Source organism: Microbacterium kunmingense, from assembly GCF_023155745.1.
Taxonomy (GTDB): domain Bacteria; phylum Actinomycetota; class Actinomycetes; order Actinomycetales; family Microbacteriaceae; genus Microbacterium; species Microbacterium kunmingense.
In genome coordinates this window covers 1-25160 of sequence record NZ_JAKNUS010000017.1, presented here as the reverse complement: position 1 = coordinate 25160, position 25160 = coordinate 1, and the positions used below count along the sequence as shown (strand labels likewise).

General features: G+C 66.8%; 33 protein-coding genes and 1 pseudogene. 15 read left to right on the top strand and 19 right to left on the bottom strand.

The annotated features are described in order from the left end of the window. Positions 1 to 27 precede the first annotated feature (27 nt). Positions 28 to 393, bottom strand: coding sequence for a hypothetical protein (locus MA875_RS17225; protein ID WP_062633834.1), 366 nt, complete (start codon positions 391 to 393; stop codon positions 28 to 30). Between the two features lie 351 nt (positions 394 to 744). Here MA875_RS17225 and MA875_RS17220 point away from each other — a divergent pair, with 351 nt between their 5' ends. After that, the gene (locus tag MA875_RS17220; RefSeq protein WP_005050743.1) at positions 745 to 1299 is read left to right on the top strand and encodes a putative antibiotic biosynthesis monooxygenase; all 555 of its coding nucleotides are present in this window, start codon (positions 745 to 747) and stop codon (positions 1297 to 1299) included. Here the strand turns inward: MA875_RS17220 and MA875_RS17955 are convergent. Then, positions 1220 to 1627, bottom strand: coding sequence for an AMP-binding enzyme (locus MA875_RS17955; protein ID WP_005050745.1), 408 nt, complete (start codon positions 1625 to 1627; stop codon positions 1220 to 1222). The genes MA875_RS17220 and MA875_RS17955 overlap by 80 nt on opposite strands. Before the next feature lie 205 nt (positions 1628 to 1832). On the opposite strand from MA875_RS17955, the gene MA875_RS17215 reads away from it, so the two are divergent. Continuing rightward, positions 1833 to 3083, top strand: coding sequence for an Eco57I restriction-modification methylase domain-containing protein (locus MA875_RS17215; protein WP_082157161.1), 1251 nt, complete (start codon positions 1833 to 1835; stop codon positions 3081 to 3083). 268 nt (positions 3084 to 3351) lie between these two features. Here MA875_RS17215 and MA875_RS17210 read toward each other — a convergent pair whose 3' ends face one another. The 5 genes from MA875_RS17210 to MA875_RS17190 form a co-directional block, all read right to left on the bottom strand. Then, positions 3352 to 3750 (bottom strand): hypothetical protein, encoded by a 399-nt coding sequence (locus tag MA875_RS17210; RefSeq protein WP_043340515.1) that lies wholly within the window; start codon positions 3748 to 3750, stop codon positions 3352 to 3354. Positions 3751 to 3812: 62 nt separating this feature from the next. Continuing rightward, positions 3813 to 4214: a hypothetical protein gene (locus MA875_RS17205; protein WP_005050751.1), complete on the bottom strand. Its 402-nt coding sequence runs from the start codon at positions 4212 to 4214 to the stop codon at positions 3813 to 3815. Beyond that, positions 4211 to 5035, bottom strand: coding sequence for a hypothetical protein (locus MA875_RS17200; RefSeq protein ID WP_047801722.1), 825 nt, complete (start codon positions 5033 to 5035; stop codon positions 4211 to 4213). Before MA875_RS17200 ends, MA875_RS17205 begins: the two co-directional genes overlap by 4 nt. Further along, positions 5035 to 6663: a hypothetical protein gene (locus MA875_RS17195; protein ID WP_005050756.1), complete on the bottom strand. Its 1629-nt coding sequence runs from the start codon at positions 6661 to 6663 to the stop codon at positions 5035 to 5037. The genes MA875_RS17200 and MA875_RS17195 overlap by 1 nt, the downstream gene beginning before the upstream one ends. 100 nt (positions 6664 to 6763) lie before the next feature. Further along, entirely contained in the window at positions 6764 to 7000 is a 237-nt protein-coding gene (locus tag MA875_RS17190) for a hypothetical protein (RefSeq protein ID WP_043340519.1), read from the bottom strand. 93 nt (positions 7001 to 7093) lie between these two features. On the opposite strand from MA875_RS17190, the gene MA875_RS17185 reads away from it, so the two are divergent. Further along, positions 7094 to 7627 carry a helix-turn-helix transcriptional regulator gene (locus MA875_RS17185; RefSeq protein WP_005050761.1) on the top strand — a complete coding sequence of 178 codons (534 nt, stop codon included), beginning with the start codon at positions 7094 to 7096 and terminating at the stop codon, positions 7625 to 7627. 5 nt (positions 7628 to 7632) lie between these two features. On the opposite strand, the gene MA875_RS17180 is transcribed toward MA875_RS17185, so the two are convergent. Genes MA875_RS17180 through MA875_RS17160 form a run of 5 tightly spaced genes read right to left on the bottom strand, consistent with a single transcriptional unit; the run spans position 7633 to position 10288 of the window. Then, a complete protein-coding gene (locus tag MA875_RS17180) occupies positions 7633 to 8385 on the bottom strand; it encodes an HNH endonuclease family protein (RefSeq protein WP_005050763.1) in 753 nt (250 codons plus the stop codon). Beyond that, positions 8382 to 8858, bottom strand: coding sequence for a hypothetical protein (locus MA875_RS17175; RefSeq protein WP_005050765.1), 477 nt, complete (start codon positions 8856 to 8858; stop codon positions 8382 to 8384). Before MA875_RS17175 ends, MA875_RS17180 begins: the two co-directional genes overlap by 4 nt. Continuing rightward, on the bottom strand, positions 8858 to 9160 hold the full coding sequence (locus MA875_RS17170) for a hypothetical protein (protein WP_005050767.1): 303 nt from the start codon (positions 9158 to 9160) through the stop codon (positions 8858 to 8860). Before MA875_RS17170 ends, MA875_RS17175 begins: the two co-directional genes overlap by 1 nt. After that, positions 9153 to 9404, bottom strand: a complete 252-nt coding sequence (locus tag MA875_RS17165) for a hypothetical protein (protein WP_005050769.1) — start codon at positions 9402 to 9404, stop codon at positions 9153 to 9155. The genes MA875_RS17170 and MA875_RS17165 overlap by 8 nt, the downstream gene beginning before the upstream one ends. Next, positions 9404 to 10288 carry a hypothetical protein gene (locus MA875_RS17160; RefSeq protein ID WP_005050771.1) on the bottom strand — a complete coding sequence of 295 codons (885 nt, stop codon included), beginning with the start codon at positions 10286 to 10288 and terminating at the stop codon, positions 9404 to 9406. The genes MA875_RS17165 and MA875_RS17160 overlap by 1 nt, the downstream gene beginning before the upstream one ends. Positions 10289 to 10440: 152 nt before the next feature. Between MA875_RS17160 and MA875_RS17155 the strand changes: the two genes are divergently transcribed. Then, complete coding sequence (locus MA875_RS17155; RefSeq protein ID WP_005050774.1) at positions 10441 to 11100, top strand: type IV toxin-antitoxin system AbiEi family antitoxin domain-containing protein; 660 nt, start codon at positions 10441 to 10443, stop codon at positions 11098 to 11100. Then, complete coding sequence (locus MA875_RS17150) at positions 11093 to 12151, top strand: nucleotidyl transferase AbiEii/AbiGii toxin family protein (protein ID WP_005050776.1); 1059 nt, start codon at positions 11093 to 11095, stop codon at positions 12149 to 12151. The genes MA875_RS17155 and MA875_RS17150 overlap by 8 nt, the downstream gene beginning before the upstream one ends. A gap of 5 nt (positions 12152 to 12156) precedes the next feature. On the opposite strand, the gene MA875_RS17145 is transcribed toward MA875_RS17150, so the two are convergent. Beyond that, on the bottom strand, positions 12157 to 12312 hold the full coding sequence (locus tag MA875_RS17145) for an Lsr2 family DNA-binding protein (RefSeq protein WP_425488716.1): 156 nt from the start codon (positions 12310 to 12312) through the stop codon (positions 12157 to 12159). On the opposite strand from MA875_RS17145, the gene MA875_RS17140 reads away from it, so the two are divergent. Then, on the top strand, positions 12303 to 12746 hold the full coding sequence (locus tag MA875_RS17140; RefSeq protein WP_082157159.1) for an SDR family NAD(P)-dependent oxidoreductase: 444 nt from the start codon (positions 12303 to 12305) through the stop codon (positions 12744 to 12746). The genes MA875_RS17145 and MA875_RS17140 overlap by 10 nt on opposite strands. Positions 12747 to 12831: 85 nt before the next feature. On the opposite strand, the gene MA875_RS17135 is transcribed toward MA875_RS17140, so the two are convergent. From MA875_RS17135 to MA875_RS17120, 4 genes are all read right to left on the bottom strand, one after another. Then, positions 12832 to 13224: an SDR family oxidoreductase gene (locus tag MA875_RS17135; protein WP_005050794.1), complete on the bottom strand. Its 393-nt coding sequence runs from the start codon at positions 13222 to 13224 to the stop codon at positions 12832 to 12834. Positions 13225 to 13275: 51 nt separating this feature from the next. Continuing rightward, positions 13276 to 13941 (bottom strand): N-carbamoylsarcosine amidohydrolase, encoded by a 666-nt coding sequence (locus MA875_RS17130; protein ID WP_005050795.1) that lies wholly within the window; start codon positions 13939 to 13941, stop codon positions 13276 to 13278. Continuing rightward, positions 13938 to 14243 (bottom strand): polysaccharide deacetylase family protein, encoded by a 306-nt coding sequence (locus MA875_RS17125; RefSeq protein WP_005050797.1) that lies wholly within the window; start codon positions 14241 to 14243, stop codon positions 13938 to 13940. The genes MA875_RS17130 and MA875_RS17125 overlap by 4 nt, the downstream gene beginning before the upstream one ends. A gap of 260 nt (positions 14244 to 14503) precedes the next feature. Beyond that, positions 14504 to 15900 (bottom strand): IS3 family transposase gene (locus MA875_RS17120; protein ID WP_370428832.1). Its coding sequence is split into 2 segments (ribosomal slippage): positions 14504 to 15564 and positions 15564 to 15900, totalling 1398 coding nucleotides; the frame shifts between segments, so codons are not numbered across the junction. A gap of 124 nt (positions 15901 to 16024) precedes the next feature. Between MA875_RS17120 and MA875_RS17115 the strand changes: the two genes are divergently transcribed. The 9 genes and pseudogenes from MA875_RS17115 (at position 16025) to MA875_RS17075 (ending at position 22262) form a co-directional block, all read left to right on the top strand. After that, entirely contained in the window at positions 16025 to 17278 is a 1254-nt protein-coding gene (locus tag MA875_RS17115) for an aromatic ring-hydroxylating dioxygenase subunit alpha (protein ID WP_005054956.1), read from the top strand. Continuing rightward, a complete protein-coding gene (locus MA875_RS17110) occupies positions 17275 to 17862 on the top strand; it encodes a 3-phenylpropionate/cinnamic acid dioxygenase subunit beta (RefSeq protein ID WP_005054954.1) in 588 nt (195 codons plus the stop codon). The genes MA875_RS17115 and MA875_RS17110 overlap by 4 nt, the downstream gene beginning before the upstream one ends. Beyond that, positions 17859 to 18185 carry a hypothetical protein gene (locus MA875_RS17105; protein WP_005054953.1) on the top strand — a complete coding sequence of 109 codons (327 nt, stop codon included), beginning with the start codon at positions 17859 to 17861 and terminating at the stop codon, positions 18183 to 18185. Before MA875_RS17110 ends, MA875_RS17105 begins: the two co-directional genes overlap by 4 nt. A 3-nt stretch (positions 18186 to 18188) precedes the next feature. Then, positions 18189 to 18386, top strand: a complete 198-nt coding sequence (locus MA875_RS17100; protein ID WP_005054951.1) for a ferredoxin — start codon at positions 18189 to 18191, stop codon at positions 18384 to 18386. After that, entirely contained in the window at positions 18383 to 19594 is a 1212-nt protein-coding gene (locus MA875_RS17095; RefSeq protein WP_005054949.1) for an NAD(P)/FAD-dependent oxidoreductase, read from the top strand. Before MA875_RS17100 ends, MA875_RS17095 begins: the two co-directional genes overlap by 4 nt. 112 nt (positions 19595 to 19706) lie before the next feature. Beyond that, a pseudogene (locus MA875_RS17655) lies at positions 19707 to 19859 on the top strand (helix-turn-helix domain-containing protein); the annotation flags it as partial. A 42-nt stretch (positions 19860 to 19901) separates the two neighbouring features. Next, positions 19902 to 20447, top strand: a complete 546-nt coding sequence (locus MA875_RS17085) for an IclR family transcriptional regulator (protein ID WP_223159176.1) — start codon at positions 19902 to 19904, stop codon at positions 20445 to 20447. A gap of 161 nt (positions 20448 to 20608) precedes the next feature. After that, positions 20609 to 21331, top strand: a complete 723-nt coding sequence (locus MA875_RS17080; RefSeq protein ID WP_005054944.1) for an alpha/beta fold hydrolase — start codon at positions 20609 to 20611, stop codon at positions 21329 to 21331. A 16-nt stretch (positions 21332 to 21347) separates the two neighbouring features. Further along, positions 21348 to 22262: an alpha/beta fold hydrolase gene (locus MA875_RS17075; RefSeq protein WP_005054941.1), complete on the top strand. Its 915-nt coding sequence runs from the start codon at positions 21348 to 21350 to the stop codon at positions 22260 to 22262. Positions 22263 to 23299: 1037 nt separating this feature from the next. On the opposite strand, the gene MA875_RS17070 is transcribed toward MA875_RS17075, so the two are convergent. Next, entirely contained in the window at positions 23300 to 23395 is a 96-nt protein-coding gene (locus MA875_RS17070) for a hypothetical protein (protein WP_370651862.1), read from the bottom strand. An 84-nt stretch (positions 23396 to 23479) separates the two neighbouring features. After that, a protein-coding gene (locus MA875_RS17065; protein WP_370428832.1) for an IS3 family transposase occupies positions 23480 to 24876 on the bottom strand; the annotation gives its coding sequence in 2 pieces (ribosomal slippage) (positions 23480 to 24540 and positions 24540 to 24876; 1398 coding nt in all). Positions 24877 to 25160 lie beyond the last annotated feature (284 nt).

Sequence of the window (25160 nt, the reverse complement as noted above, 5' to 3'; positions counted from 1 at the left end):
AGGCGCTCTACGGTCGGAGCAGGACCTTCAGGCTGCTGGACGCGTCGCGGGACTGCTCGAAGGCGGCGGCGGCATCGTCGAAGGCGAACTCGTGGGTCGCCAGCGGCGACAGATCGATCCCCTGGGCGTCGGACGCCTGACGATCGACTCGAGGACGGCCTCGTACTCGCGATGAGCGATGGCGAACGACTGCGGGTGCCACAACTGATAGATGTGTAAGCAGCGTTCCGGGTAGGAGTCCACTACCCGCCCCAACGGGATGTCTGCACGCGCGACGCAGCAGCGGAGGAACGCGTGGTGCGCCACCAGCCAGGCGCCCATGTCACCGACTGCCAGCGCCGCATCCATTAGCGTCCCGTACTCGCGCGAAGCGCCGATCTCGGAGCGCAGCATCCGTCCACCGTCCGGCGCGCGCCTAAGGACTCCAGCTGAAGCCGGACACCGTAGAGCTGGTCGACCTCTTCTACGTCCGGGTGATACACCGTCGCTCGGCGATGGTATCGGCCTCGTTTGAGCCTTTCTTCCCGCAGCAAGCGAAACGCCTCGTGCAAATGACCTCCCCGTCGATCCAGGTCTTTCAACTTTCCATCCTGCGTGAGGCGGCAGTGGCGGTGACACTCCACTGCTCGGAAGAGCACTATTTCGCGCTATTGATCCGGACCCCGATGGTCGGAAGCTGTTCAGTGCCGCGTCATCGGCGCAATACGCTGGGAGACGGGGCTTCCTCTGCCCCGGGAGGACACCATGCAACCAGATAACCTCACGGTCACGGCTCGGGTGGCGCGCACAGCCGTCCCCGGGCGGCTGGACGATCTCACCGAGTGGGCGCATGGTTTCACCGGCCGGGCCCAGTCGTTCCCCGGCTACCGGGAGTCGAAGGTCCGAGTCTCGGAACGGCACCGGCGCCAGGTTGTCGTCGAGATCACGTTCGCTTCCCCCCATGACCTCATCCGGTGGGAGGACAGTAAGGAGCGGCAGGCGCACCTGCAACAGGCCGTGCCGCTCACGATCGGGCAGGCCCGTCCACTGACTCCGGACGCCCTCACCGGTGCAATCCCGACGGCCGGTCCCGCGCGCCCGCGGTGGTGGACGGCGATTTTAGTGTGGATCGCGCTGGTACCGCCTGCCATGTTCAACGCCTACTTCATCGCTCCGCTCCTGACCGGCCTGCCGCCGTACCTCCAGATCCTATGTACGACGCCACTGACCGTCGCGTGCGTCATCTGGGTGATGTTGCCTCTATTGCACGCGCTCGAGGAGAGCATCCGCCACTGGCTCGCGTGGCGGCGCGGGCGCTGAGCGTCTGCCCCATTAGGCGCTGTCGCGGCGGGCAAAGCCCTCTCCGCTCCCTCTTGTCAATCTTGCCTACCTTGGTGAGGGGCATGTCGTCGACGGCGATCAGCCGCTCGGGGTGCTTATGCTTAGCCACCCCGGCGGACTCCATGGCGGCGCGGATCCGTTCGAGCCCGAGCGGGCCGCCCTCCTTGAGACTCACGTAGACGCATACCCGCTCGCTGAACACGGGGTCGAGCATCGCGACGGCGGCCGCTAGATCGAAGCTGTCATAGCGGTAGACGAGGTCCTCCACCTCTTCGCACGAAATCTTCTCGCTGCCTCGGTTGATCATGTCGAGATGTAGCCATCCTCGGTGAAGGACCGCGCGTTCGTCTCAGGTGCGCGGTAGCATCCGCGCGGGGTGTAGCGGATCGGTTTCCTGCTCGAGCATAGATCGACGGCTCATCAGATGCCTCCAGAGTTCTTTTCGTCGGTTATGTCGGTGTGGTGATCAGCGGCGGCGCTGGCGCTTGCCGCCCCAGAACGCGCGGACTGCCATGGTGATCGCTTCGTCTTTGGTGAGGCGATCACCACGGGCCGCGGCTTCGTCGCGTGCCTGGTTGATGTACTCGAAGACGTCCGGAGGTAGTCGGAAGGTCGCGGGGTGTTTTTCGATGCGCTGGACATTGTACGGGCCGCGCTTCTTGCCGGTGCGGGGCGACGTGTCACACCCCAATCAGGGCGGCTTCGACGTCGTCATCGGCAACCCACCCTACGTCAACCGGCGCGAGCTCAGCTACCGCATCACCGGCTTCGAGACAGACAACGTCGACGACATCTACGCCTCCTGCTGCGAGCGCTCGGCGCAGATCACGCGCCCGGATGGCCGGCTCAGCCTGATCGTTCCCATCCGCAGCCAGTTCGCCGATCGCGACGAGTCACTGCGGAAGTTCTACGAGCGGCGGTTCGATGCGATCTGGGTGAGCACCTTCCAGGAACGCCCGGCTGCCCTGTTCCAGGTGAAGGTGCGCAGCACGATCATCACCGCCGCCGGGTATGGCAGCGTCTCCGAGCTGCACACGACGCTCACCCACAGCTGGATCGAGGCGTTCCGTCCGCATCTGATGGCGACACTGCGGTATTCGCTTCGGCCCGCCGGCTCGCGGACCCCGAACTGGATGCGCGCCAGCAGCGACGCGATGTTCGAGCTGATCGACACGCTGCTTGCGAAGGGCACGATCTCCTCGACGCCGCTTGTCCGTGTGAGCGACTACTCCGTCGGTTTCAAGAAGACCGCCACGTACTTCCTGAGCACGTACACGGTGCCGCCGGTCACCTACGACAAGACCACGCACGCCACGGTGCCCCTCAACGAGGGGAAGCTGTTCGTTCAGAACCGGAAGGACCAGCTCGCGGCCAGCGCGATCGCGGCGTCGCGGCTGGCGTTCCTGTGGTGGACGTTCACGGGCGACTGCTTCAACGTCACCAAGGGCACGATGTCGCAGATCCCATTCTCCCCGCACGCTTACGGGCAGGACACGTTCGATGCTCTGGTGGAGCTCGGCGAGAGGATCGAGGAGGCGCTGCCGGCCGTGCGCTCCTGGGATCTCAACTCCGGGAAGTACGTGGGCGGGTACGCGATCCCCGAACTGCGTCATCTCACCGGTCAGGCCGACGAGATCATGCTGGAGGCGATCGGCCGCATCGATCTGCTGCCGGAGATCCAGTACGCCCACGCCCGGATGTACAAGAGCACCGGGATTTCCGCGACGACACTGCGAAAGTTGCCGTTCGAGGTCGAGGTGTGACGCGCGACATCCGCACGGGTCCTTTGCCCTCGAGCGACTGCGATCGTTCGTCCGGGTCAGGATCCTCTGAGTGATGGATATGACAGGTAGGCGCTACCGGATGAGTTGACCCATCTCCCAGTCGCCGAGAGGGATCGTCCGACAAGTTCTGTCAGCGGTCCAAGCGGGACGGTGGCGGTCAGGTTGATCATCGCCGCACAGCATAGAACGCGTTCTCGAACTCGATGGGCGGGACGACACACCGACAGCGGTGGGGTGCCTACCCTTCTCAGGCGGAGTCACGGAGCGAGGTGACAAGCTCCGCGGGGAGGGCAAAGACCTTCTCGAGCAACGGGAGAAGGTCCCGGACTGCCTCGAGGTGCTGCTCTTCGGTCAGATCGTCGATCGCCGGAGGCTCGTCGCCAGTCCAGCCGATCGCTTCCGCCACGATCGTCAGGGACCAGGAGTCCCACCTGAGCCGCCCCTCGGATCGCAGCTGCTCCCGGAACTGACCGAGCACGCCCACGGGCTGAAACGCATTGCGATCGCGCGCGAGCTCGTCGCGAACGTACAACATCGCCGTTTCGAAACCGAGCAGGAACGTGTGCACTCGCTCGAACGTGACGGGCTGCCCGATATACATTCCGGATCGCTTCACGAATGCCTCGGCGATCGAGTAGACCGGCAACTCGGCCGGCCCGTTAGTTTCACTCATCTCGACTTCCCTGCCAGCAGCTCAGGAGACGGTCATTACCCGCGGCGCCGTTTGCGGCCCCAGTAGGCGCGAAGCGCAACGGTGACGATCTCGTCCTTGGTGAGGCGGTCGCCGCGGCTGGCTGCATCCTGCTTGGCCCAGTCCATCAGTTCAAGCGCGTCGTCGGGGAGACGGATCGAGACGGGCTTCTTCTGGACGTAGACGACGTTGTAGGGCCCCCGCTTCTTCTTCGCCGGCGGTGGCGTCTCCGCCTCGGCCGACTCAGGAGGCGTCGCGCTCGCCGCTGCCGGCTTCTGGCTTGCGCGAGGTGCGCGTGCGGGTGCTTCGGACGTCGCTGCCTGGTCGACGTCGCTGGTGACTTCCTCAGCGGGGGGCGCGGCCTTGCGTGCGCGGGGCTTCGCTGCAGCTGTGGGCTTCTTCGGGGCGGCCATGGTCACTGACCACCTCCTCGGTTTCCACGGCGGCGAGCGCGGCGCTCCTCGATGCGCCGCTTCTCTTCCATGCTGATGAGCTCCGCCGGCGACAGCGAGCGGGGGCGGCGAGTGCGGCCGCGCTCGGCCTGCCTCTGGTACTCGGTCGTCTTGGCCGTGCTGACGACGTTGAGGGTGACGCCGGTGATGGTGTCGCGGCTGGTGTCGAGGTTCACGTATCGGTTCTTCGACTCTTCGCGGAACCAGCCGAGGGCGTCGCCGCCGTTCTCGTGGATGCGCTTGAGCATCGTCGAGGCGTTGTACGAGTTGACCTCCATCACGCGGCCGTTGGAGAAGGTCAGGTGGGCGGTGATCTGCTTCTGCTTGTCGTGGGACTGGCCCTTGGCGGCGTTGCGGACCTGCTTGATCAGTTCGGCGTTCGCCTGCTCGCGGCCCTTCGCGGTGCGGCCCTTGGGGATGCGCATCTCGATGTACCGGTCGCCCCCGGTGGCGTATGCCACGTCGACGCGCAGCCGACCACCCTGGCGACCCTCAACGTAGGTGCCGCTGAGGTCTTCGGGGATGACGGGCTTGGCGCCGGCCTTGCCTCGCACGGGGGCGATCGAGCCGTCCTTGCGCCGGCGCCGCGGCGGGACGTGGGTGAGGCGTCCGGTGTCAGCGAGCTCCTGGAGCGCCTGGCGGTAGAGGGCGCCGCTGGTTTCGCCGTTGAGGATCTTGCGGACCATTCGAGGCGAGCGGTGCAGCTCCTCGGCGATCTCGGCCGTGCTGATGCCCTTGCGCCGCAGATCGCGGATGAGGTCTTGGGCGGTGCGCTGCTGGTCAGCCATCAGCCCTTCTCCTCTGCCTGCTCGAGCGCCTTGGCGATGCCGGCCCGCTCGGCACGTGCTTTCAGCGCGTCACGCTGCCGCAGCGTCTCCGGCGTGATGAAGGATCCGTTGAGGTAGCCCTGCAGGCGCAGGCGCCCGGTCTTGCCGTCGTCGCCGCCGCCGATGAACCGGTCCGGCAGGGACCACGCCGGCAGCTTGGTCGTGTAGATCGCATCACCCTGGATGCCGATGAGCGTCGAGGGGTCGACCGTGAGAGCACCGGAGGTGTAGCCGCCGAGGGAGCTGGGGCCGTGGAGGACGCGAGCGCGTGCGCGACCCCAGACCTGGGCGGCGAGCTCCGGGTGGTAGAAGCTTCGGGTGCGGTCGTTCGGGCGCGACGGGATGCGATAGATCCAGAGGTTGCCCTGTCGCAGCATCTTGGCCCTGTACTCGGGCGGGACGTCATCGGGCGACGCGGCGACGCGGGTCTCGTCGCGGCCCGCGGCGGCGAATGCACCGATCGAGTGCAGCATGATGTTCCGCAGCGCGGCGAGCACAGCGCGGCGCAGGTCCGGGTGCATCTCGTCCTGCAGCTGGACTCGCTCGCGGGCGCGCGTCATGCGCTCGGTGAAGGTGTCTAGAGGCTTGGCCTTGCGGAACACCACGGCCTCGTGAGGGCGGATCTCCCACCCGTGCTTGAGGGCGACGTGGATCTCGCTGCCGTCGGCCCAGGTGTCGTGCACCGCTCCGGGCCGGTTCGGATAGAACCAGCCTTCGCGAACGTCCAGGTGCTTCACACCGAGCAGGCCAACGTGGTTCCAGCCCTGAGGGACGCGGAACCGCACGTGGAAGCGGGCGCGCGCGTAGGGGTCTTGCTCGAGCAGCTCGTACGCGGCGGCCTGGTTCAGCCGGATCGCGGGGCCGATACCGAGCTCGCGCCCGACGCCGGCGAACATGAACCGGCCGTCGACGTAGGCGAACTCGCTGATCTTCTTCGTCTTGGCCGGGTCGATCAGCGGGACGCAGTCCTCGTGCTTGGCGAACGACTCCCCCGCGACCAGGTGGTCGTAGTGGTGCAGGCCCGAGGTGAAGTGGATCTCCTGGGCGATGTCGTCTTCGACCGGCACGGGGTTGATGTTCTTCGGCAGCGACAGCGCCCACAGGTTCGTTCCGGTGGCGGCAGGGCTGTTGAACAGGCGCGCGTTCTCGTCGGCGTGGCGAATGATCGACGCGGTGACGTTCCAGGCCAGACGAGCCTGGGCAGGGGTCAGCGGCCCGTCGCCGAACCACTCCTCCGCGGTGCGGACTTCGATCTTGAAGCCGGTGACCGCGTGCTCGAACCGACCGGTGGGCGGGCCGTTGTTGACCCAGTGGGCTCCGGGCTTCCAGTTCGGGGTCTGGACGTACAGCCAGTGCCGCACGCCAGGCGCAGGCTCGGGGCGCTTCCCGGTCAGCATGATGCGGTTAGCGCCGTACGAGGCAGCCGTGTCGAGCAGGTCCGTCAGGTTGGGGTTCTTGCGGCGCTCGCCGATGACGGGGCGAACGGGCGTGCCGGCGTCGGTGACGCCTTGCCCGGTGGTCTGGTCGACCCAGATCGTGGGCACGTCCTTCGGCGTCCACGGCTTGGGTCGGTAGTTCAGCTCGTCCATCTCACCCCCTCATTCGTCAGGTTATATTAGTCAAGAGTGCTTGAAAATTGCAATCAGATTTCGCAGTCGACGGGCGCTCCATGAAGGTCTGGCGGGGTCGCTAGGACGCGAGGCGGCCGCCGTAAGAGCGCCCGCGTCCGTGGTAGGACTTCTGCGCCTTCCGCAGCCCTTCCTCGGTCATCCCCAGCAGGAGGGCGATCTCTCGCTGGGTCAGCTCGGCCGCGCGCGCCTCGTCGACGACTTTGCCGCGGCGTTCGCGCAGCTCGTCCGCTTGCGCGAGCTGCTGGCCGATGCGACGGAGCTCCTCACGGATGGCGTCCGCGTCCTTGTTAGCCATGCGCCCCAGCATCCCCAACCAAGTTGGGTCTGGTTGCCGCGGCGCGCCGTAACCGCGAAAGTGGTTATATTCATCCAGCTGAGAGGAGCGCTGATGACCGGACGGCACCTCACCACGGCGGACGTCGCCGAGAAGCTCGGCGTGTCCGTCGTCGCGGTCTACAAGATGCGCTCCATCAGCAACAAGCTGCGCAGAGCCGGCCAGGAGGGTCCTCTGCTCCCCGAGCCGGTTGCCATAGAAGGCAACTCCCCGCTCTACGACGAGGCCGCGATCGACGCATTCGCGCAGGAGCGCGCGCGCAGGGCGCCCTCGCAGCGCGGCCGCCGGCCGCGACTGATGCCGGGACTGGCGCGCGATGCGGCTTTCGCGGAGCGGTTGCGGGCGGCGATCGCGGACGGGGCGGGGGCGCCCGAGGTTCCCACGCAGGCGGCTCTGATCGACCTGCTCGGCTTGAACGTCGTCACGTTCGGTGAGCGGATGCGAGGGCGCACCCGCTGGACCGACGCCGAGCTCGAGGTGATCAGGCGCACCCTCGGTGTCGACACGACGGATGCGAACGAGGTCGTAGACCGCGCTCGCGCGGCCAAGCGTCAGGCGCGCGCGGCGAGATCCCACGCGGGTTCGTAGCGGCTTCACGACATGCTCCCGCTCTCGTCGCTGGCTTGCTGGGCAGCGCAGGTTGAGAGCGTGTCCACGAGCGCACCGCGGTCGGCTTCGTCGACCGCGAGGTGCCAGGTGTCGACGATCTCCGTGTAGCGGGCGACGTAGGTGCACACGTAGTCGGCGTTCGATGGCAGCCACAGGGCTGGCCCGTGGTCGTTCTTGGCCGCATTCGTGTTGCCATCGACGGCGACGATGTTGTCGAACGAGTTGGCGAACTGAATGCGCTGCTGCTCGGTCCACGCCCACGCGCCCCCGGCGTGCGCCGCCGAAAGGCTGACGATGTGGTCGATCTGGACGCCGGAGCTTCCCGGGGCTCCAGGGGCGGCGATCCGGTCGTGCTCGAACTCAATGCGTGTGCCCGTGTACGGATCGGGGTCGAGCACGCCGGAGAGCACCGTGCAACCGTCACGGACGACGTCCTGCAGCTGGACGGCGAGGAGATCGTCTCGCTGATCGCAGCCGTTTCCCTCGATGTCGATCCAGCGCTCGCCGAACGTGGCGCGGCGATACTCGGGAATCTCCTCGGTGGGATCGATCAGCGGCAGCTCCTGCGCGACTGCGGCGAGCGCGGTGTAGTCGTAGGTCGGGTCCGGGGCGGGTGCCTGCGGGCGCGTCCATGTGTCGATCCAGGAGGTGATGCCCAGCTGGTGGGCGCCGAAGCCGAGCGCGAGAGCTGCGACCGCGGCGAGGGCTGTGCTGGCGCGGCGGGTGCGTCGGTTCATCTGCGCTCCTTTGCCTGTGCGGTGTCGGCTTGGTCGAGCAGCAGTATGGTTCGGGCGATCTGGGTGCGTGCCTCGTCGATGACCTCGAGGGTTTCGTCGTCGGCGTCGAGCTCTGAGAGTGCGTGGCTCTGGCGGCGGAGCTGGTCGCCGAGGTGGAACATGCCGGCACTGAGGAGGACCTCGGCGAGCGCGGCCGCGCGGGCGCCTTGGTGGTCGGCGCTGACGGCGAGGTCGTCGATGATCTCGATGAGGGTTGCGCGGGATCCCATCGTTGGGTCTTCTCCTGGAGTGAGCTCGCGGAGCGCTTCACGGTTGAGCAGCGTCTGGAAGAGCCTGTGCATCCGTTGGGTGAGGGGGCGGCCGTCGCGGCGGGTGCAGTTGAGCGCGAACTCGCGGAAGCTCCATCGGACGGTGACGGGTGTGCCGGTCTGGATGGTCATGGCTTCCTGGAGGCGCACGGCGATGTCGGTCATCAGTGCTCCTCGGTTCGGCCCAGGTGGGGGATCTGCTTGAGGTGGGCGCCGCGGCCGTTGCCGAGCTGGGGGGAGATCGCGCAGCTGGGCAGGTGCAGTCTCGCGTTCGGCCCGTGGCCTGCTGCCGCGTGGGGTGTGGGCTGCCGCGTTGGCCGGGTGTGCCGGGCGCCTCGCTGAGTCAGCGGGAGGGGGTTGAAGCGCAGCGACAGGGCCCAGCGATGGCCGCCGAGCGCGCGGACGACCCGCAGCCACTCTCCCTCTTTGGTGGAGTCGATGGTGAAGGTGTTCGGCTGGTCAGACATCTGCGGCTTCTTTCGGTGCGAAGGGGCTGTTCTTGGCGTCGCGGAGCATCTGCCGGGTGATCGGCTCGGTCTCCTCGAGCGAGGCGAGCGAGAAGTAGTGGCGGCGGGCGCGGGCCGCTTCGGTGCAGGTGAGCAGCTGGCGGTTGCCGTGGTTCGGGCATCCTCCCTTGCTGCGGCATCCGGCCAGGTAGCCGGCGGTGGTGCCGTGCAGGGCGGCTTCGAGGATGTCGAGCGTCTTGCTCATCAGGCGGCCTGCCGGAGTCCGAGGTCGTCACGGTCGCGGTCGATGGTGCGGACGTCGACGCCGAGCAGGTCGCTGAGCTGGGTGAGGCTGAGTCCGCGTTCGGTCCCGCGTCGGGTGGCTTCGAGGCGCTCGTCTCGGGTGAGGCGGACGTTCTGGCCGGCGAGAGCGAGCTCGATCGCGATCTCGTCGAGCAGGGGTTCCTGCCCGGCTGTGGGCGGTGCCGGGTCGGTGTCGATGTCGTCCCAGGCCAGCGGCGGCAGCCAGCCGTGCCGGCGTGCGACCGTGAGTGCGTAGGAGCGGCCGACCCGCTGCGCTCGGGTGTGGGTGGGGGGCTGCTGGTCCCAGAGCTCGTCGTAGAGCGCGGCGATGTCGTCGTGGACACGGATGTCCACGTAGGCGCCTTCGAGTGCCTTGTTGACCTTCCAGCGCGGGTAGCCGAGTCGGCGTGCGATCTCGTGGTGGTTCCATCCGATCGCGGCCAGAGCCTGGAGGCGCCGGCGGGTGCCGCGGCCGTTGACTCGGCCCTGCGCGGCGAGAGTGCTGCTGTCGGGGGTGACTGCGAGGAGTTTGCGGGCGGTGGCGCCGGTGACGAACCGTGCCGTCTCGCTGTTGAGCAGGCGACGGACCGTGGCGCCGCCGACGCCGGCGCTGATGGCGATCCGTTCGGGGATCATCCCGGTGTCGACCAGTGCCTGCAGGTGCTGCCGGATCGGCTCGATGGGTTGGTGCGCGTCCTGGTATCGCCCGTAGGCCAGGAGACGGTAGCGGTCGCGGCGGCGGCGCGCGTTGCCGTCCATGCAGGCGCGGCACCCGCAGAGGTGGACGACGTAGCAGGTGGAGGTCAGCCCGTGCTTGTGGTCCGGCGGGCAGGTGTGGGTCCGCATCTTCTCCTCCTCACAGATGGTTATATTCCCGAATATAACCCGTTCCCGAGGGTTTGGAACCCCCTCACTGCTAAGGGGTGGCCCCAGAGGCTCGAAGTCGACAATCTGAACGAGCTACAACGTTTGTTGCGGTTTCTCGCTACACTGTGCGCATGGCAGGATCAACTTTCGCTCGTCTGGGCGAGCTCGCGTCACAGCGTTGGGGCCTGGTGACCACCGCCCAGGCGCTCGAGGCTGGCGTGGCGCGCCCGACCCTGACGCGCCTCGCCAACAGCGGCGCGCTCATCCGCGTCGCGCGCGGCGTCTACCGCCTCGCCGGCGCGCCAGAGCACGAGCAGGAGGCGATCCTCGCGACCTGGCTCGCCCTCGGCGGCGCCGACCGTCCCCGCACAGACACCGGCGTCCCGCCCGTCGTCGCCGCAGGCCAGACGGCCGCGCAGCTGCATGGCATCGGCGACTGGTTCCCCGGGCCACTCGAGTTCGTCGTTCCCACCCGCCGCGGTACCCGCCTGGACGGGGTGCGGCTCCGCACCCGCGAGCTCGCGCCCACCGAGGTGGTCTCCGTCGACGGGATGCCGACCATGAGCGTCGAGCGCACGATCGCCGACCTGATCGAGCAGTGGGTCGACCGCTCCCTCGTCGCCGATGCGCTCGCCGACGCCGCGGACGCGGGAAAGCTGCTCTCCCCCGCCCGCCTGACCGAGTATCTGGAGCCGCTGGCCAAGCCCAACAAGTACCCCTCGGGTGCCGCGCTCGCGGCTGATCTGCTCGCTCTTGCGGGCGTCGACGCGGTGGTGCCGGCCGATGCCTGAGCCCGACGGCTACAAAGACTGGACGGGGCTTGCGCAGGCGATCAAGGCGGCCGCGACGAAGGCAGCCGGTGACGGCGCGAGCGCGCTGGATGTGAATGCGCAGATCGTGCAGGCACAGCACGATCGTTTCCTCAGCCGGGTCTTTGCGGAGGGGGAAGAGTCCGAGTGGCTGCTCAAGGGCGGCACGGCGATGCTCGCCCGGGTGCCGAAGTCACGGTCGACGAAAGACCTGGATCTGGCCTCGACCGGCGCCGCCGATCTGGATGCCGCGCAGCAGGCGCTCGAGCAGGCAGCCGCGCGTGATCTCGGCGACCATGTGCGGTTCCAGCTCACCCGTGCCCGTGCGACCGGGCGAGGAGAGAACCAGCCGGGTGTCGCGACCCGGCGCCTGGTGTTCACATGTCTGGACGCGAACACCGGCCGGAGGATCTCCGACATCCCCATCGACGTGGTCGTCGGCCCTCCCCCGGTCGGCCGCGTCGAGACGATCGAGCCGTCGACGCGGCTGCAGCTGGGGCGGCCGGTCCCGTCGCACCCCTACCGGCTGTTCCCGATCTCCGATCAGGTCGCGGAGAAGGTCACTGCGACGATGAGCACCTACAACGGCCGCCCCAGCAGCCGCGCGAAAGACCTGGTGGACATCGTCACCATTGCACGCACGCAGCGCGTCGACCTGCGCGAGCTGCAGATGGCCATCGACGCGAAGCGTGCACTGTCAAAGCTCGACTCGTTCACTACGTTCACGGTCCCGGACGGTTGGGACGGTCCCTACCGGGTGCTCGCGGCCGGCACGCCCTCAGCCGGCGGGATCACCGATCTGGGTGAGGCCGTGGCTCTCGCGCGTCAGCTGATCGATCCCGCGCTCGCCGACGCGCCCGTGCAACCGGGGACGGTCTGGGTCCCTGGCTCAGGCTGGACACAGAACCCTCCGCCGCCGGAGCCGGGCGGCAGCGGATCCCCTTCGGGGGAGGTCCACGTGCGCGCGCACGTGCGCTCCGGTTATCCCGTCACGGAGCACTGGCGCGCAGCGCGCGGCTCAGCCCAGGAGTGACCGCGTCAGTGCGCCGCGTCGTACGCCTCGAGGATGGACGCGGGAACCCTGCCGCGATCGCTGACCTGGTGTCCGTTCTGACTGGCCCATTCACGCACCGTGTTGAGATCGGCCCGTCCGCCCCGCGACGTCCTCGCCGGACGCCGGGTGGCTGCGCCGATGCGGCGCGCGCTCTTGGCCCAGGCCTCGAACTCGAGATCGATCTCGAGTTGCTTTCCGTCGATCGCGAAGGTCGCGGGATCGAGCCGCTCGCCAGGTCGCGCACACCACCGCGAAGGGCGGCGTCATCGCGATGACGAAGTCGCTCGCTGCGGAGGGCGCCCGCTACGGCGTCCGCGCGAACTCGATCTCGCCTGGCTTCGTCAGCACCCCGGCGACGGACAAGGCGGTGGATGCGGAGGGCAAGGCCTGGCAGGTCGGCAACGCGCTCATTCAACGCCCCGGCACGGGCGAGGACATCGCGTACATGCCGCTCTACCTGGCCTCCGACGAGTCCTCTTGGGTGACCGGACAGAACTACAGCGTCGACGGCGGCGCGACCGCCGGGTGGCGGAACGACAGCGAGACGGACCGACTGGCCGCGAAGAACGGCTGACACGCGGGTCGCGGCGCGACCGGTGACGGACGTGAGGCACGGTGTCAGCTGACACCGTGCCTCCCGTCCGTCGTGGCCACCTCGTCTAAATCGCGAGGTACCCGCCGTCGACGGCGAACTGCGCGCCGGTCGCGAAGGCGGCCGCGTCGGAACCGAGCCACGCGACCATCTCGGCGATGTCGTGCGGCGTGCCGAGTCGGCCGATCGGGTGCTTCGTCAGCAGCGCGTCCTTGAAGCCGGGGTAGGTCTCCTCCAGCGCGTCTATCATTGGCGTCTGGATCACCCCGGGCAGCACTGCGTTCACGCGGATGCCTTTGTCGGAGTACTCCACCGCGGCGGCTCGGGTGAGGCCGATGACGCCGTGCTTCGACGTGACGTAGGCGGACTGGTGGGCGATGGCGACCTGCCCGAGGGACGAGGCGGTGTTGATGATGGATCCGCCGCCCTGCGCCAGCATCTGCGGGATCTCGGCCTGCACGCCGGTTCAATATTCCGCACAGAGGAAGTTGGCCCCACGGCGTTACTGCAGTCAATCGTTCTGTTGCGCAAGCCCCCGCAGGTAAGCACGTGCGTCGTCGAGGCTGACGACATCGCCGTACTTCGCGTCGATGTCAAAGAGGCTGGCCAGGTGCGGAAGGGCTGCCCGGTCGCCGACTGCCTCTTCGACGACGATGGTGTGGAAGCCGTAGGAGCAGGCGTCAACCGCCGAGGCGCGCACGCACCCACTGGTGGTGCAGCCGACGATGATGATGGTGTCGACACCCCGTGAGATCAAGCGTGCGGCGAGATCAGTTCCGAAGAAGCAGGATGCGTACTTCTTCACCAGGGTCATCTCGTGGGGCAGCTGGCCCAGCCTGCTGTCGACCTCCACCCATTCGCTGCCCTCCACCAACAGGTGGTTGGACGGGATCTTCTTGATCCAGAGCCCCGCCTCCTGCAATTCGGTGTCGTACGCGACCGTCGAGAAGAAGATGGGGATCTCGAGTTCACGGGCGGGGACGAGTAAGGCATTGGTGGCGGCCAGCTGTGACTCCAGTTCGCCTGACAGGGGCGAACGGCTGTCCGTGAATCCGGTGATCAAGTCGACGATCAGCAGCGCCGGCTTCTCGCCGTAGCCGATCCGGCCGCCCAATCCCTTGGCCTTGAACTCGTCGCGCAGCCGTGCGTACTCATCGATCAGCTCCGTATTCGTCACGAATCGGCTCTCCTGTTCCCCGTCGACTGATAGTGCGCCGCGATGGCATCGCTCGTCGTCACCCAGACACCATCGTGAGACGTGATGTGCTCGAGGGCCCGATCAAGGTAGCGGTGGCGGAACGGCTGGCCGACGATGAACGGGTGCAACGGCAGCGACATGACGCGACCCGAGTGCTCGGAGTCTGAATAGAGCTGATCGAACTGGTCGATCACCGCTTCCAGGAACTGCGGGCCGGTATAGCTCTTACTCACGAACATCGTCACATCGTTGAGTTCTATCGTGTAGGGAACGCTGAACATCCCGTCGACGTTCAGCGGATACGGCTGATCGTCGTTCGTCCAGTCCAGGACGTAGTCATACCCCAGCTCCCGAAGGATCCGGCTGCAGCATCGCGGTACCGCCGAAGATGCTCGTGGAGGGCTTGTCGATCTGATAGTGCTCGATGTTCAGCCCGACATAGAACGCCACTCGGGCCCCATTCGGCCACGAAATCGTCGGTCGCTCCGTGATCGGGCTGTAATCGAAGCGGAAAGTGTCAAGGCGGGTGAGACAGATTCCGTCAGGCGGTCTGTATGAGGGCCTCCTGTGAGGGCTGGTTGATCCAGGCGGCCTCGGGCAGCTTGGGCGCCTGGGGTCGGCGGTGGCCGAAGCGCTCGGGACGGGCGGCGTAGGCCGCGTCCAGGGTGGCCTGGCGCTGGGCGCGGACCTGCCCGGCGGTGCCGAAGTGGACGCTGGCGGGGGTGTGCAGCCCGATCCCGCAGTGGCGGTGCTCGTGGTTGTAGTAGGCGAAGAACTGCTCGGCGAACGCGCCGGCGTCGGCCAGGGACCCGAAGCGCTCGGGGAAGACCGGGGCGTACTTCAGCGTCTTGAACGCCGCCTCGCTGTAAGGGTTGTCGTTCGACACGTGCGGGCGGGAGTGCGACCTGGCCACCCCGAGGTCGACGAGCAGCTGAGCGACCGGTTTGGAGGTCATCGAGGTCCCGCGGTCGGCGTGGATCGCCTCCGGCACGCCATGGATGCCCATGGCGTGCTCGAGCAGGTTCTTGGCGATCTCGGCGTCCTCGCGGGCCGCGATGGTCCAGCCCACGACGAACCTGGAGAAGATGTCGAGCACGACGTACAGGTCGTAGTACACGCCCCGCTCCGGCCCCTTGAGCTTTGTGATGTCCCAACTCCACACCTGCCCCGGCGCCGTCGCGACGAGCTCGGGCCGGGTCCGGGGCGGGTGGCTCGCCTGCCGGCGCCGTTCCCCGGCCATGTCGTGCTCGCGCAGGATCCGGTGCATCGTGGACATCGAGCACAGGTAGGTGCCCTCGTCCAGCAGCGTGGCCCAGACCTGGGCGACCGACTTGTCCGCGAACCGCTGGCTGGTCAACACGGCCAGCACGTGGGCCCGCTCGGCGGCGGACAGCTTGTTCGCCGGTGCCGGCCGCGGTGTCCGTGGACGTGGCGGTGGCGGGTTCTTGGCCCGGTAGTGACTGGCGCGGGAGCGACCCAGCAGCGCGCACGCAGCCGCGGTGCCGACGTGCTCGGCCAGCCCGTCGACGGCCGGGTTGATCACCGCGGCGACCGCGGCGGCTTGTCCGCGCTCTCGGAGAGCGTCTCCAAGAGCGCGTGTGCTTTTCCCATCAGGTCCAGCGCCGCCCTGGTCTTGGCCAGCTCGGCCTCGGCCTTCTCCGCCCGGGCCCGTAGCGCCTGCAGCTCCCGCTCGCGCCGGTCCCGCGGCTTGCTGCCCAGCCCGGACAGCGAGCCGGCGGCCGCGGCCTTGCGCCACTCGATGATGTGGGAGGTGTACAGGCCCTCCCGGCGCAGGATCTCCCCACGCCCAGAGCGGTCCGCGGCGTCGTACTCGGCCAGGATCGCCGCTTTGAACTCGGCGGTGAACGTCCGCCTCTTGGGCCGGTCAGCACGAGGAGCCATAGCCCCATCATCGGTGCCGACGTCAGCAACCGTCATCGTCATCTCAGTATTGGTCCGTTCTCGCCCCGTGCAGTGCGAAGGTCAGCAGTGCTGGTGTCTCACCCCATCCTGACGCACAGGGCTCGAGCGGGAGCGCTTGTTCAGTCGCGCGTGGATCTTCGTGGGTCACGAATCAGAGATCCCTCAGCCCGGCGACTACGTGGTGCGGCGAGTGCTCGACGACTCGTTCATCGTGGTGCGCGACGAGAGTGGCTCCGTCAAGGCGATGTTCAACATGTGCCTGCACCGAGGAATGCAGGTGTGCCGGGCGGAAATGGGCAACGCCTCGCACTTCCGCTGCCCGTATCACGGCTGGTCGTACCGCAACGACGGACGAATCGTGGGGCTGCCGTTCCACGAAGAGGCGTACGGTGGCGAGGCTGGCTTCAATCGCAAGGGAGCCCGCCTGCTTCCGGCGCCGAGCCTCGACAGCTACAACGGGTTGATCTTCATCAGCATGGATCCGGATGCGCCACCGCTGATCGACTACCTCGGCGATTTCGCTTTCTATCTCGACTACTACACGAAGCAGAGCTCCTCGGGCATCGAGCTCCGCGGCCCGCAGCGCTGGCGGGTGAAGGCGAACTGGAAGATCGGCGCAGAGAACTTCGCCGGCGACATGTACCACACGCCACAGACCCACACCTCGGTGGTCGAGATCGGCCTCTTCCGCGAACCGAAGGCGGAGAAGCGTAAAGACGGCAACACGTACTGGGCGGGCAACGGCGGAGGCACGACCTACAAGCTTCCGGAGGGAACGCTCGAGGAGCGGCTGCGCTACGTGGGCTACCCCGACGAGATGATCGACCGGATGAAGGAGGTCTGGTCCCAGGACCAGCTCAATGTGATCGGCGAGAACGGCTTCATGATCTCGGCGGCCTCGATCTTCCCGAACATGAGCTTCGTGCACAACTGGCCGAAGGTGGAAGACGGCGACGACGTGCTCCCGTTCATCTCGATCCGTACCTGGCAGCCGATCAGCGAGAACGAGACCGAGGTGCTTTCCTGGTTCGCCGTCGACGCAGCGGCACCGGAGGAGTTCAAGGCTCTGTCGTACAAGGCGTACCTGATGTGCTTCGGCAGCACGGGGATGTTCGAGCAGGACGATGTGGAGAACTGGGTGTCCCTTACGAACACCGCGAAAGGGAATATGGCGCGGCGCTTGCTGCTGAACAGCCGGATGGGCGTGCTGAAAGACGGCAGATTCGTCGTGGAGCCGCTCGGACCGGACGCGTTCTCTGGCCCGGGCGTGGCCCACGTCGGTTACGGAGAGTACAACCAGCGGCATCTGCTCGAGCGCTGGGCGGACTACCTCGAGACGGAGCCGACCGCGCTGATCATCTCGTCGGTGGGGATGCCGGAGGGGCTGTCATGACCGAGGCGCGCTGGGTTCGACTGAAAGAGTCGCCGCTCGGAGCACATACGACCAAAGCCACGCGGGTGGGGAGTTCGTTGTCGTTCTCGGACGGCCTGCATCTGGAGACGCACAGGTGGCTCGTCGAAGAGGCATACATCCTCGACGAGCAGCGGTACGAGGACTGGCTCGACCTCATCGCCGACGATGTGCACTACATCATGCCCGTGCAGGTCACTACCGCGCTCGGCGCCGGGTACTCGACGTCTCCGGGCATGGCGCATTGGGACGAGAACAAGTACTCCCTGAGCCGGCGGGTCGCCCGCTTCCTCACGGAACACGCCTGGACAGAGGATCCGCCCTCCCGGCTCCGTCACTTCGTCACGAACGTGCGCACCTTCGAGAGCGACGTCCCGGGCGAGGTCGTCGTCGATTCTGCGGTGCTTCTTTTCCGCAGTCGCGGCGACGTGCACGAGCCCGCGGTGATCTCGGCCGGCCGCGAAGACGTTCTGCGACGTGTCGGCGGCGGGTTGCAGCTCGCACGCCGAACCATCACGGTCGACGAGTCGGTCTTGCGCACACAGAATCTGGCGATCTTCCTATGAAACTCGAATGGGAAGGCGAAGAGGACGACCGCATCGCGGCCATCGCAGCAGCAGACGAACGTCAGCGGCTCGAAGACCAGCGGGTAGGGGCTCCGATCTCGATCGCCAATGAGTTCTCGGAGATCCGGGTATCTCGCGTGGAGACACGCAACGGCTCCCGGCTCCTGATCGAGTCGCCGCGATCCGGGCAGTGGGTCGCTCTCGATCCGCTCGAGCTCGAGGCGCTGACCTGGCAGACTACGGCGACGTTCTCCGCCATGATCGCCCAACCGTTCGCACCGATGTTCCCTGAGATAACGCCTGAAGAAGCAGGAGAGGAGTGACACATGCCTGTCGTGAAAGCGGATCTCGGGCTCTGTCAGGGCTACGCCAACTGCATCATGGCCGCGGGAGACTATTTCGATCTCGATGACGACGGCGTCGTGATCCTGCTCAGAACAGAGGTCGACGAGGCCGACCGGAAACGGGTCACCGAGGCGGCGAACAGCTGCCCGGTTTCCGCGCTCCGGGTGGAAGACGAATGACGACAGCGATTGTCGGTGCGTCGATCGCGGGGGTACGGGCCGCGCAGGCGCTTCGGGCAGAGGGGTATCGCGGAGACGTTGTGCTCATCGGCTCCGAGCCCGTGCTGCCCTACGACAAGCCGCCGCTGTCGAAGGGATACCTCGTCGGTGCAGGTGCAGCCGAGGTCACGCTCCTCACGGCGGCGGAGGCGCTCGAGCTTAACATCGACCTTCGTCTCGGTGTGCCGGCGGTAGGTCTGGACCGTGCGTTGTCGGAGCTCCGGCTGGCGAATGGACGGCGGGTCGGCTTCGATGACCTCGTGGTGGCGACCGGCGTCCGCGCGCGGCCGTCGCCGTGGGGTGAAGGCGAGGGAATCCATGTGCTGCGGACACTCGACGACGCAGACCGGCTGCGCGCCGAGCTAGTTCCCGATCGCAGGATCATCGTCATCGGAGCGGGCTTCATCGGCGCCGAGGTCGCCGCGACCGCTCTTGGGCTCGGAGTCGATGTCACCCTGGTCTCGGCGACACGCGACCTGATGTCACGCCGGCTCGGTGACGAGATTGGCGCCCTCTTCTCGCAGAAGCACTCCCGGCATGGCGTACATGCGGTTCTCGGACGGACGGTCGCGCAGATCGACGGTGCGAAGGGAGACTTCCGCGTGCTCCTGGATGACGGTTCCGAGCTCCACGGTGATGTCGTCGTCATCGGCATCGGGGCAGTGCCGAACGTCGAATGGCTCGAGGACTCAGGGCTCGAGATCGACGACGGTCTCGTCTGCGACGAATTCCTCACGGCACTCGGCGCCCCGGAAATCCATGCGATCGGCGATGTTGCGCGGTGGCGGCATCCGGTTCGCGGCGATCTCACCCGTCTTGAGCACTGGACGAATGCGGTCGACCAGGCGCGCTGTGTCGCGCACAACATCGCTCATCCCGACGACCGACGCTCATATCTGCCTGTCGAGTATGTCTGGAGTGACCAGTTCAACTGGAAGCTGCACATCGTCGGTCGCACGACGGCAGTCAACCCCGAGATGGTGACGGACCCTCGAACACCCGACCGGATCGCGTCTCTGTACTCTCAGAATGGTCTGTCATTCGACGGGGCAGTGGTACTGAATTGGCCCCGCGCTCTCGTCGAAGTCCGCCGGTCCATCGCAGCGGGATCGTCGCTTTCCGACGTTCGTGTACGACTGGGCCGGCTGCTCGAATCGGCGTCCGGATAGACCTGGACGGGATCGCCTTGCCCTTGATGGCGGCCCTGAGGGCCGGCAGGAACGATACAGTTTCTGTTGTGCAGAGAAATAGAGCAGCCGACGGAGTCGATGCGGCTCCGCAATACCGATCGAGTCGGTCGACAATGCCCTGAAACTCCTGCTCCTGCTCGGTGAGAAGAACGAACTTCGACTGACGGACGCCAGCAAGCACCTGGGTGTCGCGACCTCAACGGCGCATCGCATCCTCGCGATGCTTCAATGGCGAGGATTCGTGCGGCAAGACCCGCGAACGAAGACATACGGGCCAGGGCCGTCGTTGACCACGATCGCCTTCTCGGTGCTGAGAAAGATGGACATCCCGCAGATCGTGCAACCGATCCTCGAGGAACTCAGCCACCAAGCCGGCGAGACGGTTCACCTCGGCACGCTCGACGGCAACTCCACTCGCTTTCTCGCAGTCTCGGAACCGACGACGGCGGTGCGAGTCGCTTCACGGTTGGGCAAGGAGATGCCGGCCCATTGCACCTCCACGGGAAAGGTTCTCCTGGCGCAGCTCCCGCGAGAACAATTGGACCGTCTCTACCCCGACGAGCAACTCTCACAGGTGACTCCGCAGTCGATCCGTACCAAGACCGAGCTCCTCGCACAACTGGATCTTGTCGCGAAGCAGGGCTATGCAACGAACCGGGAGGAGAGCGAGGAGGGCGTGGCCTCGGTGGCCGTGGCCGTTCCCTCGGCGAGCGGGCTGCGGTTGGCGATCAACGCATCTGCCCCGGTGTTCCGCTTGCCTCCCCGCAAGGTGAAGACCCTCGTCGCACTCCTCGATGAGGCAGCCGTACGTCTGGCCGACCTGACCTCCTGAAGGCTCGTCGTCTCTTTCCCCTGCGACCTGGTGCAGGGGTCGTTCGGCGCGTTCTGAAGAGAGCTCGAGCCATGCTGGACTGTTGGCGCCGCGCAAGCTATTGTGTCTTCTAGTTAGGAACAAGTTCTGCTCAGCAGATAAATATGCGAAGAGGATGATCAATGCAGATCGTACTGGTGCACGGCGGATGGGTAGGCGGCTGGGTGTGGGACGGCGTCGCCGACGAATTGCGCAGAATGGGGCACGAGGTGATCGCGCCGACGCTGCGCGGTCTCGAAGACGGTGACGTGGACCGCTCCGGCGTCACGATGAGCATGATGGCGCGCGATCTGATCGATCAGGTAAGAGAGCTCACCCAGCTCGACATCGTGCTCGTCGGTCATAGCGGCGGAGGTCCGCTCATCCAACTCGTCGCTGAGGCGATGCCCGAGCGCATCGGCCGGGTCGTCTTCGTCGACGCCTGGGTGCTGCGCGACGGCGAGACCATTAACGACGTGCTCCCCGATCCGTTGGTCGCAGCGACGAAGGCGCTTGCGAGTCAGTCCGACGACAACACCATCGTCATGCCGCCTGAGCTCTGGGCCGCGTCTATGCAGGACATGTCCCCGTTCGAGCAGCAGCAGCTCGCCGCGCTCGAGCCGAGGCTCGTCCCAGCGCCGGCAGGCTGGTCCGATGAGCCGATCCGCCTCGACCGGTTCTGGGCGAGCAGCATCCCGTCAAGTTATGTGTTCCTCGCTCAGGACCAGGCCGTTCCCGCTGAGATCTACCAGGCCGCGGCCGGGCGGCTTGATAGTCCGCGCACGATCGAGATCGACGGAAGCCATTTGGTGATGCTCACGCATCCGGAGAGGCTCGCACGGGCCCTCGACGCCGTCATTGCCTAACAGGCCTGGGGAAGCTATGGATTCGATTTCACGCCCAGACGACGTCGCGCCGATCTCGTACACCGAACTGGCGCCGTCGGGTGCGCCTGCTCGGTGGATCGTCCTCGTGCACGGGGGTGGTGCCTCGAACGAGTACTATCTCGAGACGCCCGACGGCCGACAGGGCTGGGCGGCACGATTCGTATCGCATGGCTACGGTGTGCTGGTGGTGGACTGGCTGGGGTTGTCCTATGAGGCGGCCCAACACGTCGATGATCGTGCGGCGTCTGCGCGGCTGGACTATGAGAGCGTGTGCCGAGGGATGGGCGTGTTCCTCTCTGGTCTCGGCCGGAACGTCGTGCTGGTCGTGCACTCGATGGCAGGTCCGATTGGCTTCCGCCTCCTAGAGACGCATGGCGATCTCATCGACGGGCTCGTAGCCGTCGCTCCGGGCCCGCCTGGAAATATACAGGCGGTGCCCGAGATCGTGAGGGAGTCCGACCAGGAGGTCTCCATCCGTGGAGCGGCCATCGACTGGACCATCCCGAAGATGGGTTTCTGGGAACCCACAAGCGCCTTCGTGAACGACAAGGCCATCGGACCCAGCCGGCGGTTCCCCCGCGAGTGCATCGAGGTGTTCCGCCGCACCCTTCGGCCGATCCCGGCCCGGATGCTTTATCAGCGTCAGAACATCGGTGGGAGCCAAATGAGGATCGGGCCGACCGACGCGTTCACGAACAAGCCGATTCTCGTCTTCACGGGTGGAGCCGATACCGACCACCCCTCGCAGCTGGATCAGGACATCGTGGCCTGGCTCACCGATCAGGGCGCCGCCGTCACCTTCTGGTCGTCCGAACTGCCTCTTCTCGCTGGGAACGGCCACTCGCTGATGGTCGAAGACAATAGCGACGAGATCGCTGACGAGATCGCGCGGTGGATCACGGCGCTCTGACTCGCCACCGTATCGTCCCGGCCATTATTTCAGCCGACCCGACGTCCCCAACAGCGGAGGAGAACGCCAGTCGTTTCCTTCGTGTCACTCGAGGGAACGCTGTGCCAGCTCGTTGCCGACTACGACTTGGTCGATCGGGCCCTTGCTCGAACTCCTCATTTCATACGTCTGGCGATGGACTCAAGGGAGATGTTCGCCGACGGCCGCGTGCAACTCCAGGTCATCGGTGGACAGCTGAGGCGTCTGCCACGACGCATCGAGACGATCGGTTCGCAGCTCGAACGGAACGTTCGGGCTGAGCATAAGGATGTTCCGAGACCTCCAGGAACGCGGATGGATCGGTTCGTTGGTCGGGGAGCTGACGACCACCCTGGTTGGCGTGGCGCTTATCGTCGCTGCGGTGCTACTTTCGGTCTCGGGGGGTGGCCCCCAGCTCGCCCCGACGTCGCACTCCTACCGTTCCTAGGGGCGGGGTGGTCGGCCTCGCGGGCAGGCTCCTCGTGCTGAGGCCGCTGCGCACCTCCTTGATGCGCACCACGCTGATCGCCGGATCCTGGCAAACTATCCCGCGACGCGAATTCGCAGGGGGTGTCGGCGCGACTTTCGATCGACGTACAGTGCCGTCCGTTAACAAACGATCGGTTCGTGCGACCGAACTGTCGAACGCCTGTGCATCGCTGCGGCGAGTTCCTCATGGCGCAGTACCTGGGTTTCGCTTCCGGAAGAAGATTTCACGAACCCCAGCGACACGGTGTTGCGGTGACGTTCGACGAAAGAGAAGAAGGATGGCCCGGCGAATCCCAATCGCGCGAAGTCTCGCCTTCGAAATGACAGAAGCGCTCCTGTGCTCGCGCGTCGGTTACTTCGCACCTTCTAGGTGTGACGTTATCAATTAGGGTGATGACGACCGGTGACGGGTACCGGTACCTGCTGAACTCTGTCGTGTCCGGTGACGGCGACCGCGACGCCTCGTCTGTGTTGACGCGGTATTACGCGGAGGCCGGGACTCCTGGCTCGATGTAGCGCCGAGGGGGTCGCTACTGGTCGGTTCCGACGTTGTGTTCAACCCAGTCGCGCAGATGCTTCAACGGGGCGGCTGCGCTGTGTCCGAGGTCAGTAAGTTCGTACTCCACGCGAGCGGGAACCTCGGGGTAGACGGTGCGAGTGAGCAGGCCGTGGTCTTCCGGAAAGTGTCAAGGCGGGTGAGACAGATTCCGTCAGGCGGTCTGTATGAGGGCCTCCTGTGAGGGCTGGTTGATCCAGGCGGCCTCGGGCAGCTTGGGCGCCTGGGGTCGGCGGTGGCCGAAGCGCTCGGGACGGGCGGCGTAGGCCGCGTCCAGGGTGGCCTGGCGCTGGGCGCGGACCTGCCCGGCGGTGCCGAAGTGGACGCTGGCGGGGGTGTGCAGCCCGATCCCGCAGTGGCGGTGCTCGTGGTTGTAGTAGGCGAAGAACTGCTCGGCGAACGCGCCGGCGTCGGCCAGGGACCCGAAGCGCTCGGGGAAGACCGGGGCGTACTTCAGCGTCTTGAACGCCGCCTCGCTGTAAGGGTTGTCGTTCGACACGTGCGGGCGGGAGTGCGACCTGGCCACCCCGAGGTCGACGAGCAGCTGAGCGACCGGTTTGGAGGTCATCGAGGTCCCGCGGTCGGCGTGGATCGCCTCCGGCACGCCATGGATGCCCATGGCGTGCTCGAGCAGGTTCTTGGCGATCTCGGCGTCCTCGCGGGCCGCGATGGTCCAGCCCACGACGAACCTGGAGAAGATGTCGAGCACGACGTACAGGTCGTAGTACACGCCCCGCTCCGGCCCCTTGAGCTTTGTGATGTCCCAACTCCACACCTGCCCCGGCGCCGTCGCGACGAGCTCGGGCCGGGTCCGGGGCGGGTGGCTCGCCTGCCGGCGCCGTTCCCCGGCCATGTCGTGCTCGCGCAGGATCCGGTGCATCGTGGACATCGAGCACAGGTAGGTGCCCTCGTCCAGCAGCGTGGCCCAGACCTGGGCGACCGACTTGTCCGCGAACCGCTGGCTGGTCAACACGGCCAGCACGTGGGCCCGCTCGGCGGCGGACAGCTTGTTCGCCGGTGCCGGCCGCGGTGTCCGTGGACGTGGCGGTGGCGGGTTCTTGGCCCGGTAGTGACTGGCGCGGGAGCGACCCAGCAGCGCGCACGCAGCCGCGGTGCCGACGTGCTCGGCCAGCCCGTCGACGGCCGGGTTGATCACCGCGGCGACCGCGGCGGCTTGTCCGCGCTCTCGGAGAGCGTCTCCAAGAGCGCGTGTGCTTTTCCCATCAGGTCCAGCGCCGCCCTGGTCTTGGCCAGCTCGGCCTCGGCCTTCTCCGCCCGGGCCCGTAGCGCCTGCAGCTCCCGCTCGCGCCGGTCCCGCGGCTTGCTGCCCAGCCCGGACAGCGAGCCGGCGGCCGCGGCCTTGCGCCACTCGATGATGTGGGAGGTGTACAGGCCCTCCCGGCGCAGGATCTCCCCACGCCCAGAGCGGTCCGCGGCGTCGTACTCGGCCAGGATCGCCGCTTTGAACTCGGCGGTGAACGTCCGCCTCTTGGGCCGGTCAGCACGAGGAGCCATAGCCCCATCATCGGTGCCGACGTCAGCAACCGTCATCGTCATCTCAGTATTGGTCCGTTCTCGCCCCGTGCAGTGCGAAGGTCAGCAGTGCTGGTGTCTCACCCCATCCTGACGCACAGGGGGCGGCTGGACGATCTCACCGAGTGGGCGCATGGTTTCACCGGCCGGGCCCAGTCGTTCCCCGGCTACCGGGCCTGGAGTCCCGCGGGGTGGTGGTCTTTCGGGCCCGCGGCGTCGTGACCGCGACGGGGTGAGCCATCGTGCGATGGTCAGTGAGAACGACCAAGAACTCACACAGAAAGACGACACCGCACGATGGC